Annotated in this window: 10 protein-coding genes; 6 read left to right on the top strand and 4 right to left on the bottom strand. The window is 71.0% G+C overall.

Annotation, left to right across the window (positions count from 1 at the left end):
* Positions 1–31: 31 nt before the first annotated feature.
* The 4 genes from AW27_RS24400 to AW27_RS24415 form a co-directional block, all read right to left on the bottom strand.
* Complete coding sequence (locus AW27_RS24400) at positions 32–940, bottom strand: nitroreductase/quinone reductase family protein (RefSeq protein ID WP_037927205.1); 909 nt, start codon at positions 938–940, stop codon at positions 32–34.
* A gap of 546 nt (positions 941–1,486) precedes the next feature.
* Complete coding sequence (locus tag AW27_RS24405) at positions 1,487–2,377, bottom strand: phosphatase PAP2 family protein (protein WP_236647809.1); 891 nt, start codon at positions 2,375–2,377, stop codon at positions 1,487–1,489.
* 74 nt (positions 2,378–2,451) lie between these two features.
* Positions 2,452–3,492 (bottom strand): LacI family DNA-binding transcriptional regulator, encoded by a 1,041-nt coding sequence (locus tag AW27_RS24410; protein ID WP_037927693.1) that lies wholly within the window; start codon positions 3,490–3,492, stop codon positions 2,452–2,454.
* 26 nt (positions 3,493–3,518) lie between these two features.
* Entirely contained in the window at positions 3,519–5,378 is a 1,860-nt protein-coding gene (locus tag AW27_RS24415) for a glycoside hydrolase family 13 protein (protein ID WP_037927202.1), read from the bottom strand.
* A 222-nt stretch (positions 5,379–5,600) separates the two neighbouring features.
* Here AW27_RS24415 and AW27_RS24420 point away from each other — a divergent pair, with 222 nt between their 5' ends.
* The 6 genes from AW27_RS24420 (at position 5,601) to AW27_RS24445 (ending at position 13,620) form a co-directional block, all read left to right on the top strand.
* Complete coding sequence (locus AW27_RS24420; RefSeq protein ID WP_037927196.1) at positions 5,601–6,872, top strand: extracellular solute-binding protein; 1,272 nt, start codon at positions 5,601–5,603, stop codon at positions 6,870–6,872.
* A 7-nt stretch (positions 6,873–6,879) separates the two neighbouring features.
* Positions 6,880–7,926, top strand: a complete 1,047-nt coding sequence (locus AW27_RS24425) for a carbohydrate ABC transporter permease (protein WP_037927192.1) — start codon at positions 6,880–6,882, stop codon at positions 7,924–7,926.
* A gap of 2 nt (positions 7,927–7,928) precedes the next feature.
* Positions 7,929–8,771 carry a sugar ABC transporter permease gene (locus tag AW27_RS24430; RefSeq protein WP_037927691.1) on the top strand — a complete coding sequence of 281 codons (843 nt, stop codon included), beginning with the start codon at positions 7,929–7,931 and terminating at the stop codon, positions 8,769–8,771.
* Between the two features lie 51 nt (positions 8,772–8,822).
* Positions 8,823–10,472: a glycoside hydrolase family 13 protein gene (locus AW27_RS24435; RefSeq protein ID WP_037927189.1), complete on the top strand. Its 1,650-nt coding sequence runs from the start codon at positions 8,823–8,825 to the stop codon at positions 10,470–10,472.
* Complete coding sequence (locus tag AW27_RS24440) at positions 10,469–11,473, top strand: LacI family DNA-binding transcriptional regulator (RefSeq protein WP_236647808.1); 1,005 nt, start codon at positions 10,469–10,471, stop codon at positions 11,471–11,473. Before AW27_RS24435 ends, AW27_RS24440 begins: the two co-directional genes overlap by 4 nt.
* A 434-nt stretch (positions 11,474–11,907) precedes the next feature.
* Entirely contained in the window at positions 11,908–13,620 is a 1,713-nt protein-coding gene (locus AW27_RS24445) for a carbohydrate-binding module family 20 domain-containing protein (RefSeq protein ID WP_037927187.1), read from the top strand.
* The last annotated feature ends 103 nt before the right edge of the window (positions 13,621–13,723 follow it).

A 13,723-nucleotide genomic window follows, 5' to 3' on the forward strand; every position in this document is an offset into this window, starting at 1 on the left:
GGGGCCGCGGCCGCCCGGAACGCAGTGGCGTTCAGGCGGCCGGCGGCGGCCCCGGCGGGAAGGGGATCCCGGCGAGCAGCGGGAGCAGCGACTCCTCCTCGTAGTCGAGGTGGGCGTTCAGCTCGGACGACATCCGGGCCAGCTCCCTCCGGAAGTCCTCCGGGTCGGTGCCCGTGATGTCCGCGAGCAGCGCGCTCAGCTCCTGCTGCAGCCGCGCCACCGTGAGGTGTTCGGTCCGCAGCCGCTCGAAGACCTCCTTCAGGTGCGGGTTCCGCTCCGCGAGCGCGGGGAACACGTGGGCGTCCTCACCGGTGTGGTGGAACTCCAGCGTCTGGCAGAAGGCCAGGCAGTGCTGGCGGATCTGAAGTCCCAGTCCGACCGCCGGCACGGCCTCCTCGCCCTCGTGCGCGGCCGCCCTCGCGAAGTGCTCCTCCACCTCGGCGCCCACGTGCCGCAGCTGCCCGCGCAGCCACACGTGCACGTCGACCAGCTGGTCGGCCAGGCTCCGCACCTCCACCGGTCCCTCGCCCGGAGCGGGATCGCTCGTGTGGAGCGCCACCACCGGCAGGACCCTGCTGGTGCTCTCCTGGTACGCGCCGTAGCCCGGCTCCGAGGCCACCACCTGTGCGAACAACCGGTCGCGGTGGGCGCCCTCGGCCGGCACCGCGACCGCCTCGAAGGACTCGGCGCCGATCTCCACCGTCACCAGCGGGTGCGCGAGCAGGTTGTGGTACCAGTCGGGGTGCTTGGGCCCGCCCAGGTTGGAGCCGATCACCAGGAGCTCACCGCCGTGGCGCACATAGCCCAGCGGGACGGTCCGCTCCTCGCCCGACCGGGCGCCGGTGGTGGTGAGCAGGAGGAGGTCACCGCCCTCGAAAGGGCCGCCGACCTTTCCCTGGTTCGCGCGGAACTCGTCGATGACGGACTGGTTGAAGGACATACGGGTTCTGACTCCTTGGTGAGGCGACAGCGGAAGGAAGAAGGTGGGGGAGGGGGAGGGAAGCGCGTGCACCGGACCGAGGCGGAATCAGAGGTGCCGGAAGCGGGCTGCCGGAAACGACAGCGCGACGCGGGGAGAGGAAACGGCACGGCCGACGCAAGCGGCGGTGCGGGCGCGCGGAGGCGCCTGGGTCAGGCAGAGCCTGGGGGAAGAGAACGCATGGGATCGTCCCTGATGTGCGGGTGGTCGCCCGGTCACCGGCCGGCCCAGTTCTCTTTGGCCGGCGCCACGCGCCACGGCCTCATTACAACGAGCGCTCGTGGATCTTGTCAACGCGGCCGGACGGTCCCCTGGCCGGATCCGAGCGGTGCCCGGGCGCCCTTCCCGCTGCGTGGCTGACCACCGCAGGGCAGCAGGGGATCGACGTACGAACGGCAGCGGGGAGCGTTCGGCCCGCCCCGTGCCTCCCGGCGGGCGCCCCGCCCACCGGGAGGCACGGGGCCGGTGGGCCGGTGTCTGTCCGGCGGGATCAGGGCCGGGCGGTCTTCAGCGCTGCGGCCGGAAGCGGCTGACGAGCTCCGACGCCGGGTGCGGGCCCGTGTGCTCGGGGTGGCGGGGCAGGCGGTGCGGCAGCGAGCCGTACCAGGCGTGCGAGACGGCGTAGCCGAAGGCCAGGCAGATCATGCCGCCCACGGCGTCGAGCCAGAAGTGGTTGGCGGTGGCCACGATGACGACGAGGGTCGCTGCCGGGTAGAGCAGGCCCAGGATCCGGGCCCAGGGGGCCGAGGCGACCGCGAAGATCGTCAGCCCGCACCACAGCGACCACCCTATGTGCATGGACGGCATCGCAGCGTACTGGTTCGACATGTGCTTGAGGTTCCCGGAGGCCATGGAGCCCCAGGTGTGGTGGACCAGCACGGTGTCGACGAAGTGCTGCCCGTTCATCAGCCGGGGCGGCGCCAGCGGGTAGAAGTAGTAGCCGACCAGGGCCACGCCGGTGGTGGCGAAGAGGACCAGGCGCGTGGCGGCGTACCGGCCGGGATGGAACCGGTAGATCCACACCAGTACGCCGATGGTCACGATGAAGTGGAGTGTGGCGTAGTAGTAGTTCATCCCCACGATCAGCCACGTCACGGAATTGACCGCGTGGTTGACCGACTGCTCGACGGCGATGCCGAGGGTCCGCTCGACCCCCCAGATCCAGTCGGCGTTCGCGAGGGCGATCGACTTCTGCTCGGGCACCGCGTTGCGGATCAGCGAGTAGGTCCAGTAGCTGACCGCGATCAGCAGGACCTCGAACCAGATCCGCGGCCGGCGCGGGACCCGCAGTCGGGAGATCAGGGCGCGGTCGGAGCCCGGTCGGGTCTCGGTCTCGACCGCTACGGGTGAGGAGACATCCGTCCGGGTTTCCAGTGTCTTCACGCTCGCTTCACCCATGGGGAGAGAGTTTGCCAGATGAGCTTTCGCCTCCGATCATCCCTCGGGACGGTCTTCGGCGCAGCCGCTCCCTCTCAGGTACGAGACGGGCCGCGCCGCTGCCCGGGGCCCGAGGCGGTGGAGCCGCGCACGACCAGTTCCGGCAGGAACACGAATTCGCTGTGCGGGGCCGGGGTACCGCCGATCTCCTCCAGCAGCGTCCGCACCGCCGCCTGCCCCATCGCCTGCACGGGCTGCCGGATGGTGGTCAGCGGTGGGTCGGTGAACGCTATGAGGGGGGAGTCGTCGAAGCCGACGACCGAGACGTCCTGCGGCACCCGCAGCCCCTGCTGCCGGGCCGCCCGGATCGCGCCGAGCGCCATCATGTCGCTCGCGCACACCACCGCCGTGCAGCCCCGTGAGATCAGTGCGGACGTGGCGGCCTGGCCGCCTTCCAGGGAGTAGAGGGAGTGCTGGATCAGTTCCTCGATCTCGGCGTCGCCGAGCCCGAGTCGCTCCTTCATCCCGCTGCGGAAGCCCTCGATCTTCCGCAGGACCGGTACGAACCGCTTCGGCCCGACCGCGAGGCCGATCCGGGTGTGCCCGAGGGCGGTCAGATGCGTGACCGCGAGCTGCATCGCGGCGCGGTCGTCGGGAGAGACGAAGGGGGCCTGCACCTTGTCGGAGAAGCCGTTGATCAGAACGTAGGGGACACCTTGTCCGCGGAGTTGGTCATAGCGGCCCATATCGGCCGTCGTGTCGGCGTGCAGTCCGGAGACGAAGATGATCCCGGAGACCCCGCGGTCGACGAGCATCTCGGTCAGTTCGTCCTCGGTGGACCCGCCGGGGGTCTGGGTGGCCAGCACCGGCGTGTACCCCTGGCGGGTCAGGGCCTGGCCGATGACCTGCGCGAGGGCCGGGAAGATGGGGTTGTCCAGCTCGGGCGTGATCAGTCCGACGAGGCCGGCGCTGCGCTGGCGCAGCCGTACGGGGCGCTCGTAGCCGAGGACGTCCAGCGCGGCCAGCACGGATTCGCGGGTGCCCGCGGCCACACCGGGCTTGCCGTTGAGCACGCGGCTGACTGTGGCTTCGCTGACCCCCGCCTGGGCTGCGATGTCGGCTAGCCGTGCGGTCACGGGATTGGACTGTACCGGCCGCCACATCAAAATGCCCACCACGTGCACGAATCCGGGGGGAGACGGACGGTGCGACCGTCCGTCTCCACGGGGGCGCTGGAGAGCACGGGACGGCCCGGCGCGGGGAGTTCGACGGAGTCGGGCCGGGTGTTGAGGGTGCAGGCGAAGCCGGGGCGGGTGAAGAGGAGGACCCCGTCGGGCGCGGGCTGCCAGGCCATTCCGCAGGCGCCGGACGGCCCGCCGGCCTCGGGCGCGCCCAGCCCGGGCATCGCCCGGCGCAGTTCCAGGGCGGCACGGTACAGCTCCAGCGTGGAATGCGGGTCGCCGGTCTGGGCGGCGACGCTGAGGCCGGCCCAGGCCGGCGGCTGCGGCAGCCAGCTGCCGGCCGGCCCGAACCCGTACGGGGGCTCCGCCCCGGCCCAGGGGAGCGGGACCCGGCAGCCGTCGCGCAACCCGTCCTGGCCCTCCGCCTCCGACGCGGTCGGAGGTTCGGGTGCGGCCGGTGCTTCGGGTGCGGGCCCGGAGTCCGCTGCGGTGTCCGGCCGGGCGCGGTCGTCCGCGCCGGGCCGCCCGGTCGGTTCCGGGAAGGCGGGTTCGCCGGGGCGGGGGGCGATGATGCCGGCGGCCGCGGGCGTCGGGCCCGGGGCGGGCTCGCCCGCGGGGGCCGGGATCCGCTGACGGCCCCCGCGGCGGAAGGCCGGGTCCTGGCGGGCTTCGGGCGGGAGGTCCGTGACCTCCGGGAGGCCGAGTTCCTCGCCCTGGTAGAGGTACGCCGAGCCCGGCAGGGCCAGCATCAGCAGGGCCGCGGCCCGGGCCCGGGCCAGGCCGCGCGGTCCGTCGCCGTAGCGGGTCACGTGGCGTACGACGTCGTGGTTGGACAGCACCCACGTGGTCGGGGCGCCGACCGAGGCGGTGGCGGCCAGCGACTCGTCGATCACGGTGCGCATCGCCGTCGGGTCCCACGGGCAGGTCAGGAACCGGAAGTTGAACGCCTGGTGGAGCTCGTCCGGTCGGACGTACAGGGCGAGCCGCTCCGAGGTCGGGGCCCAGGCTTCGGCGACGCCGATGCGCTGCCCCTCGTAGGAGTCGAGCAGGCGCCGCCACCCGCGGTGGATCTCGTGGACCCCGTCCTGGTCGAAGAACGGGAGCGGCTCCGTGCCGATGAGCGTGGCCTGGGCGCCGCGGCCGATGTCCGGCAGGCCCTCCGCCTTGACCATGCCGTGGGCGACGTCGATGCGGAAGCCGTCCACGCCGAGGTCGAGCCAGAAGCGCAGGACCGAGTCGAACTCGGCGGCGACCTCCGGGCGGCTCCAGTCCAGGTCCGGCTGCTCGGGTGCGAAGAGGTGCAGGTACCACGCGCCGTCCGCGACCCGGGTCCAGGCCGGACCGCCGAAGACCGACTCCCAGTCGTTCGGAGGGAGGCTGCCGTCCGCGCCCCGGCCGGGGCGGAAGAGATACCGCTCCCGGGCCCCCGGCTCCCCGGCGAGCGCGGCCCGGAACCACGGGTGCTGCTCGGAGGTGTGGTTCGGCACCACGTCCACGATGACCCGGAGCCCGAGCCCGTGCGCGGCCCGGACGAGCTCTTCGGCGTCGGCGAGGTCGCCGAAGAGCGGGTCGACGGCCCGGTAGTCGGCGACGTCGTAGCCGCCGTCCGCCTGCGGGGAGACGTAGAAGGGGGTGAGCCACACGGCGTCGACCCCGAGGCGGGCGAGGTGGGGGAGGCGGGAGCGGGCGCCGCGCAGGTCGCCGATCCCGTCGCCGTCGCTGTCGGCGAAGGAGCGTACGTACACCTGGTAAATGACGGCATCGCGCCACCAGTCACCGCTCGCAGTCGTCGCGTTGCTGTAAGCGCTTGCAAGGCCGACGGCCGTCGACTCGTGGGTCATATCGGGGTCAACGCGGTGACATGCCCCCTGGTTGCGGGCCCGGGCAGTCGAAGACGACTCGAACTAACAGCAAGCCGCGGCAACCGTCCGGACACACGGATGTAACGATCGCCTCCGCTTGCAGAAAGTTTGCGCAAGGTCTTTCGGTCCTCTTTCAGTCTTGTTACGTTCCTGGCAACTCGGGACCGCGAGGGCGCGGCCGGAATCATCGAAGGAGTTCATATGCGGCGTGGCATAGCGGCCACCGCGCTGGTCGCGGCCCTGGCGCTCGCGGCGACGGCTTGCGGCGGTGACGACAAGGGCGACGGCGGGACCGACGCAGGCGGCGAGCTTTCCGGCACGGTCACCTGGTGGGACACCGCGAACGACGCCGAGAAGGCCAGCTTCCAGAAGATCGCCGAGGCGTTCACCGCGAAGCACCCGAAGGTCACGGTCAAGTACGTCAACGTCCCGTACGGCGACGCGCAGAACAAGGTCAAGAACGCCTTCAGCAGCGGCTCCGACGCGCCTGACGTGATCCGCGCGGACGTCGGCTGGGTCGCCGACTTCGCCTCCCTCGGCTACCTCGACGAGGTCCCGGCCGACATGGCGAAGAAGGTCGACAGCGACTTCCTTCCGCAGGCCGCGGCCAGCGCCAAGTACGAGGGCAAGACCTACGCCGTGCCGCAGGTCATCGACACCCTCGGCCTCTTCTACAACAAGAAGATGCTCGCCGACGCCGGAGTCGAGCCGCCCAAGACGCTGGCGGAGCTGAAGACCGCCGCCGACGCGATCAAGGCGAAGACCGGCAAGGCCGCCCTCTACCTCCGCGGCGACGACTCCTACTGGTTCCTCCCGCTGATCTACGGCGAGGGCGGCGACCTCGTCGACGCGAAGAACAAGACGGTCACCGTCGACAACGAGGCGGGCGTCAAGGCCTTCAAGACCGCCCGTGACCTGGTCACCTCGGGTGCGGCGATCACCAACGCCACCGACGGCTACGCCAACATGCAGACGGCCTTCAAGACCGGCGAGGCCGCCATGATGATCAACGGTCCGTGGGCCGTCGCCGACACCTACGCCGGCGACCAGTTCAAGGACAAGGCCAACCTCGGCGTCGCCGCCGTCCCGGCCGGCTCCGCCAAGGCCGGCGCCCCGCAGGGCGGCCACGACCTCGGCGTCTACGCCGGCTCGAAGAACCGCGCCGCCGCCCACGCCTTCGTCGAGTACATGACCTCGCAGGAGGTCCAGGTCCAGTCCGCCAAGGAGCTGAGCCTGCTGCCGACCCGTACCGCCGCCTACGAGCAGCCGGACGTCAAGAGCAGCGAGATGGTCCAGTTCTTCAAGCCGGCCGTGGACAAGGCCGTCGAGCGCGCCTGGATCCCGGAGAACGGCTCCCTCTTCGAGCCGCTGAAGGTCGAGTACACCAAGGCGATCACCGGGGCGTCGAGCCCGGAGGAAGCCGCCAAGGCGGCCGGCATCGAGTTCCGCAAGATCCTCAAGGGCTGGAAGTAACGAAACCATGGCTGCTGACACCAGCCAGTCGGTGGCGAAGGCCGCGGACGACGGAGTCGGGAACGACTCCGCCGTCCGCGGCCGGAGCCGCTGGACTGACAGCGGGAACACCGGGACCCCCCGGAGCACAGGTGGCCTGAGGCGCGCCCTCGCCACCCACTGGTACGCCTGGGCCATGGTCGCCCCGGTGGTGCTCGTCCTCGGCGTGATCATCGGGTGGCCGCTGGTGCGCGGCATCTACCTGTCGCTGACCGACGCCAACGAGCGCAATGTCGCCCGTGACATCGGCGCCCGCCACATCGACGCCACGTACGAGTTCATCGGACTCGACAACTACACGGCGGTGCTCGGCGACCCGGTGTTCCTGCAGCGGCTGGTGTGGACGGTGGTCTGGACCGTCGCGTGCGTGTCCATCACGTTCGTGCTCGGACTGACCCTCGCCAACATGCTGAACCGGCAGTTCCGGGGCCGCGCCGCCTACCGGATGGCGCTCATCCTGCCCTGGGCCGTGCCCGGCTTCGTCTCCGTCTTCGCCTGGCGGTTCCTCTTCAACCGCGACAACGGCATCCTCAACAAGGTCCTCGACGGCGGCGGCATCGCCGCCGTGCCGTGGCTCGACGACCCGACCTGGGCCAAGTTCTCGGTCATCGCCGTCAACGTCTGGCTGGGCATCCCCTTCATGATGGTCGCCCTCCTCGGCGGCCTGCAGTCCATCCCCGGCGAGCTCTACGAGGCCGCCGAGATGGACGGCGCCAGCGCCTGGCAGCGCTTCCGCCACATCACCCTGCCCGGACTGCGCACGGTCAGCATGACCGTGATCCTGCTCTCCACCATCTGGACCTTCAACATGTTCCCGGTGATCTTCCTGCTCACCCGGGGCGGACCGGGAGACTCCACCGAGATCCTGGTGACCCAGGCCTTCCGGGAGGCCTTCATCACGAGCCCGCGCGACTTCGCCGTCTCCGCGACGTGGGGCGTACTGATCCTCCTGCTGCTCATGATCTTCGCGCTGGTCTACCGGCGCTCGCTGCGCAAGCAGGGAGAGGTGTGGTGACCATGACCAGCACGCGTACCCGGGGCAGCCGCTCCCCCCTGGCCTCCGTCGGCCTGCACGCGACCCTCGTCGTCGCGTCCGTCATCGCCGTCTTCCCCGTCCTGTGGATCCTGCTGACCTCGCTCAAGCCCGCGCAGCACGCCATCACCACGGACTTCGTCAAGGAACCCACCCTCAGCAACTACACGTACCTGCTGGAGTCGAGCCACTTCCTCGACTGGTTCCTCAACTCCGTCCTGGTCGCCGGCGTCACCACCGTCCTCGGTGTCTTCATCGCCGCCACCACCGGATACGCGGTCAGCCGCTTCAAGTTCCCCGGCATGAAGCCGCTGATGTGGACCCTGCTCATCACACAGATGTTCCCGATGGCCATCCTGATCGTCCCGCTCTACAACCTGATGGGGCAGCTCGGGCTGCTCAACCAGCCCGTCGGCCTGATCATCACCTACCTGACCATCGCCGTGCCGTTCTGCGCATGGATGATGAAGGGCTTCTTCGACACCATCCCGGTCGAGATCGACGAATCGGGCCGCGTCGACGGACTGAACCCCTTCGGCACCTTCTGGCGGCTGATCCTCCCGCTCGCCAAGCCCGGCCTCGCCGTCACCGGCTTCTACGCCTTCATCACCGCCTGGGGCGAGGTCGCCTACGCCTCCGCCTTCATGGTCGGCGAGGAGAACCTCACCCTGGCCGGCGGACTGCAGACCTTCGTCACCCAGTACACCTCCAACTGGGGTGCGATGAGCGCCGCCTCGGTCCTCATCGCCATCCCCGCGGCGATCTTCTTCGTATTCGCCCAGCGTCACCTCGTCGCCGGGATGACGGCAGGCGCCACCAAGGGCTGACCACCCGAGCCTGCCCGTTCGCCTTCCCGGCCCGATCTCTCCAAGGACGACATGACCCAGCACCTCGCCGACGCACTTCCCACCACCACCGGCACCACGCCCGGCTGGTGGAGAGACGCGGTGATCTACCAGGTCTATCCGCGCAGCTTCGCCGACTCCAACGGGGACGGCATGGGGGACCTCGAAGGCATCCGCAGCCGCCTGCCCTACCTCAAGGAGCTGGGCGTCGACGCCGTCTGGCTCAGCCCCTTCTACGCCTCCCCGCAGGCCGACGCCGGCTACGACGTCGCCGACTACCGGGCCATCGACCCCATGTTCGGCACCCTGCACGACGCCGACGCCGTGATCCGCGAGGCCCACGGACTGGGACTGCGCATCATCGTCGACCTCGTCCCGAACCACTGCTCCGACCAGCACGAATGGTTCAAGCAGGCGCTGCGCGAAGGCCCCGGGTCCCGGCTGCGGGAGCGGTTCCACTTCCGTCCCGGCCAGGGCGAGGACGGCGAACTGCCCCCCAACGACTGGGAGTCGATCTTCGGCGGGCCCGCCTGGACCCGGGTCGCGGACGGCGAGTGGTACCTGCACCTGTTCGCACCCGAGCAGCCCGACTTCAACTGGGAGCACCCGGCCGTCCAGGACGAGTTCCGCTCCATCCTGCGCTTCTGGCTCGACCTCGGCGCCGACGGCTTCCGCGTCGACGTCGCCCACGGCCTGGTCAAGGCCCCCGGCCTGCCCGACCTCGGCGCCAGGGACCAGCTGAAGCTGCTCGGCAACGACGTCATGCCCTTCTTCGACCAGGACGGCGTCCACGAGATATACCGCTCCTGGCGCCGGATCCTCGACGAGTACGAGGGCGACCGCGTCCTGGTCGCCGAGGCGTGGACCCCCACCGTCGAGCGCACGGCCCGCTACGTCCGCCCCGACGAGATGCAGCAGGCGTTCAACTTCCAGTACCTGACCACCGACTGGGAGGCGACGGCGCTCCGCGAGGTCATCGACGGCTCGCTGGCCGCGATGCGCCCCGTGGGCGCCCCCACCACCTGGGTGCTGTCCAACCACGACGTCACCCGGCACGCCACCCGCTTCGCCAACCCCGCCGGCCTCGGCACCCAGCTGCGCGAGCCCGGAGACCGCGAGCTCGGCCTGCGGCGCGCCCGCGCGGCGAGCCTGCTGATGCTGGCGCTGCCCGGCTCGGCGTACGTCTACCAGGGCGAGGAACTCGGCCTGCCCGACGTCACCGACCTGCCGGACGAGGTCCGCCAGGACCCGTCCTTCTTCCGCGCGGCCGGACAGGACGGTTTCCGGGACGGCTGCCGGGTCCCCCTCCCGTGGTCGGGGACCGAGGCCCCGTACGGCTTCGGCACCGGCGGCAGCTGGCTCCCGCAGCCCGACTCCTGGGCGGAGCTGAGCGTGGAGGCGCAGACCGGCGATCCGTCCTCCACCCTGGAGCTGTACCGAACGGCCCTGCGGCTGCGCCGCGAGCGCCCCGACCTGGGCGCGGGTGACTCGGTGGACTGGCAGGACGCCCCCGAGGGCGTCCTGGCCTTCCGCCGCGGGGACTTCCTCTGCACCGCCAACACCACCGGCACGGCCGTACGCCTCCCCGTCGCCGGCGAGGCCCTGCTGTCCAGCGGCGCGACGGTCGAGGACGGCGTGCTGCCGGCCGACACCACGGTGTGGTGGCAGGTGACGTCGGGGTGACCTCCCCCCTCCGGCTGACGGACATCGCCGCGCAGGCCCAGGTCAGCGAGGCGACGGTCAGCCGTGTGCTCAACGGCAAGGCAGGCGTCGCGGCCGGCACCCGGCACAAGGTGCTGGCCGCGATGGACCTGCTCGGCTACGAGCGGCCCGTGCGGCTCAAGCGGCGCAGCAACGGCCTGGTCGGACTGCTGATCCCGGAGCTCACCAACCCGATCTTCCCGGCGTTCGCGCAGGTGATCGAACAGGCCCTGGCCGGGCACGGGTACACGCCGGTGCTGTGCACGCAGACGCCCGGCGGGGCCACCGAGGACGAGCTGGTGGAGCAGCTGGAGGAGCGGGGCGTCACCGGCATCGTCTTCCTTTCCGGCCTGCACGCCGACTCCCACGCAGATCCCGCCCGCTACCAGCGGCTCGCCTCCCGGGGGCTGCCGTTCGTGATGATCAACGGCTTCAACGAGCACGTGAACGCCCCCTTCATCTCCCCGGACGACCGGGCGGCCGCCGAGATGGCCGTACGGCACCTGCAGGACCTCGGACACGAACGCATCGGGCTGGCCATCGGGCCGACCCGGTACGTGCCCTCGGCCCGCAAGGAGCAGGGTTTCCGGTCCGTCGTACCGGACGCGGAGGCCGAGGGGCGGATCCAGCGCACCCTGTTCACGGTCGAGGGCGGGCACGCCGCCGGCGGCGCCCTCCTCGACCGCGGTTGCACGGGCATCGTCTGCGGCAGCGACCCGATGGCACTCGGGGTGATAAGGGCCGTGCGCGAGCGGGGCCTGCGCGTGCCGCAGGACGTCTCCGTGGTCGGCTTCGACGACTCGCCCCTGATCGCCTTCACGGACCCGCCGCTCACGACGGTCCGCCAGCCGGTACGGGCGATGGCGACGGCGGCGGTCGGCGCCCTCCTGGAGGCGGTGTCCGGGACCCCGGTCCAGCGCACGGAGTACGTCTTCCAGCCCGAACTGGTGGTCCGCGGCTCGACGGGCCAGTCGCCGGAGTAGCGGGACGGGTACTCGTGGCGGGTCCCGAGCCGGGGTGGACCGGTCCAGGGCGCCCGCGGCGGGGTCGGAGCACGGCGGAAGCCGGTGGGGCGGGGCCGGCACGAACCGGACGGACGATGGGACTGGCGGGACACCCCCAGGGCAGCTCTGACGCCGCCCCGCCGGATCCCCCCTTGTCTCCCCCCCCGTCCTCTTCACCTCAGCCCCACAGGCTTCCGCGTCTTCCGCCCTGCCCTGCCACCTCCACCCCCGCCCCGAGTGAGGGCCAAGTCGGGAGCAACCAGCCGGAATGGGGCGCGAGTTGGGGTGCCGGTCGGGAAGGGGGGACACGCGTCGGAAACAATCCTGCAATCTCTTGCGCAAACTCTTGCAGCGCTTCCACCTGGCACCTACGGTCGCTCCAATCCCCACGTCTTCCGCCAGGAGGCCCCCGCATGCCTGCCAGAGCTGTCAGAGCTGCAACTCTTTTCACCGCCACCGCACTTGCCGCCGCCACGCTCACCGCCACCGCGCCGCAGGCCGCCGCCGCGCCCCCCGGCGAGAAGGACGTGACCGCCGTCCTCTTCGAGTGGCGATTCGACTCCGTCGCCAAGGCCTGCACCGACTCCCTCGGCCCCGCCGGCTACGGGTACGTGCAGGTCTCGCCCCCGCAGGAGCACGTCCAGGGCAGCCAGTGGTGGACCTCGTACCAGCCTGTCAGCTACAAGATCGCCGGGCGGCTCGGTGACCGGGCCGCCTTCCAGGCGATGGTCGGCTCCTGCCACGCCGCGGGCGTGAAGGTCGTCGTCGACTCCGTCATCAACCACATGGCCGGCCCGGCGGACGCGGGCGCGACGCTGACCGGGACGGGCGGTTCTTCGTACACGAAGTACACCTACCCGGGGATCTACTCGGGCGCCGACATGGACGACTGCCGGGCGACGATCTCCACCTACCAGGACCGCGGCAACGTGCAGAACTGCGAGCTCGTCCAGCTCGCGGACCTCGACACGGGCGAGGACTACGTACGGGGCCGGATCGCCGGCTACCTCAACGACCTGCTCTCGCTGGGCGTCGACGGCTTCCGCATCGACGCCGCCAAGCACATGCCGGCAGCCGACCTCGCCGCCATCAAGTCCCGGCTGACGAACCCCTCGGTCTACTGGAAGCAGGAGGCGATCTTCGGGGCCGGGGAGGCCGTCCTGCCGAGCGAGTACCTCGGCAACGGCGACGTTCAGGAGTTCCGGTACGCCCGGGACCTCAAGCGCGTCTTCCAGAACGAGAACCTGGCCTACCTGAAGAACTTCGGCGAGGCGTGGGGCTACATGCCCTCCGGTCAGAGCGGCGTCTTCGTCGACAACCACGACACCGAGCGCGTCGGTGACACGCTCACCTACAAGGACGGGTCCACCTACACCCTGGCCAGCGTGTTCGCCCTGGCCTGGCCGTACGGATCCCCGGACGTGCACTCCGGATACGAGTGGACCGACAAGGACGCCGGCCCGCCGAACGGCGGCACGGTCAACGCCTGTTACTCGGACGGGTGGAAGTGCCAGCACGCCTGGCGGGAGATCTCCTCCATGGTCGGTTTCCGCAACGCGGCCCGCGGCCAGGGCGTCGTGAACTGGTGGGACAACAGCGGCGACCGGATCGCCTTCGGGCGCGGCACCAAGGCCTACGTCGCGATCAACCACGAGGCTTCGGCCCTGACCCGGACGTTCCAGACCTCGCTCCCCGCCGGCGACTACTGCGACGTGCAGAGCGGGCGCACCGTCACCGTCGACTCCGGCGGCCGGTTCACCGCGACGCTCGGCGCCGGTACCGCACTCGCCCTGCACGTCAACGCCCGTACCTGCTCGGGCACCCCGGCAGGCTCCGGCGGGGCCGCCTTCGCCGTCAACGCCACCACCGTGCCGGGACAGAACATCTACGTCACCGGTGACCGTGCCGAGCTCGGCAACTGGAACACCGGCGCCGCGCTGAAGCTGGACCCGGCGGCCTATCCCGTCTGGAAGCTCGACGTCACCCTCCCGGCGGGCGCGTCCTTCGCCTACAAGTACATCCGCAAGGACGCCGACGGGAACGTGACCTGGGAAAGCGGCGCCAACCGCACGGCCACCGTACCCGCGAGCGGCAAGGTCACGCTGACCGACACCTGGCGCAGCTGAGCCGCCGCCCCACAGACCAGGGCCGCCCGGCGCTTCCTGCCCCGTCCCCCGGACCCCGTCCCCCGGACCCCGTCCGGGGGACCCCAGGCCGGGCGGCCCTCAT

Origin of the sequence: Streptomyces sp. PCS3-D2 (assembly GCF_000612545.2) — a bacterium.
In the GTDB taxonomy this organism is placed as follows: domain Bacteria; phylum Actinomycetota; class Actinomycetes; order Streptomycetales; family Streptomycetaceae; genus Streptomyces.

Bases quoted from the DNA above. Each gene is read 5' to 3' on its own strand.
- AW27_RS24400 (WP_037927205.1), bottom strand. From the start codon at position 940: ATGTCCTTCAACCAGTCCGTCATCGACGAGTTCCGCGCGAACCAGGGA.
- AW27_RS24405 (WP_236647809.1), bottom strand. From the start codon at position 2,377: ATGGGTGAAGCGAGCGTGAAGACACTGGAAACCCGGACGGATGTCTCC.
- AW27_RS24415 (WP_037927202.1), bottom strand. From the start codon at position 5,378: ATGACCCACGAGTCGACGGCCGTCGGCCTTGCAAGCGCTTACAGCAAC.
- AW27_RS24420 (WP_037927196.1), top strand. From the start codon at position 5,601: ATGCGGCGTGGCATAGCGGCCACCGCGCTGGTCGCGGCCCTGGCGCTC.
- AW27_RS24425 (WP_037927192.1), top strand. From the start codon at position 6,880: ATGGCTGCTGACACCAGCCAGTCGGTGGCGAAGGCCGCGGACGACGGA.
- AW27_RS24430 (WP_037927691.1), top strand. From the start codon at position 7,929: ATGACCAGCACGCGTACCCGGGGCAGCCGCTCCCCCCTGGCCTCCGTC.
- AW27_RS24435 (WP_037927189.1), top strand. From the start codon at position 8,823: ATGACCCAGCACCTCGCCGACGCACTTCCCACCACCACCGGCACCACG.
- AW27_RS24445 (WP_037927187.1), top strand. From the start codon at position 11,908: ATGCCTGCCAGAGCTGTCAGAGCTGCAACTCTTTTCACCGCCACCGCA.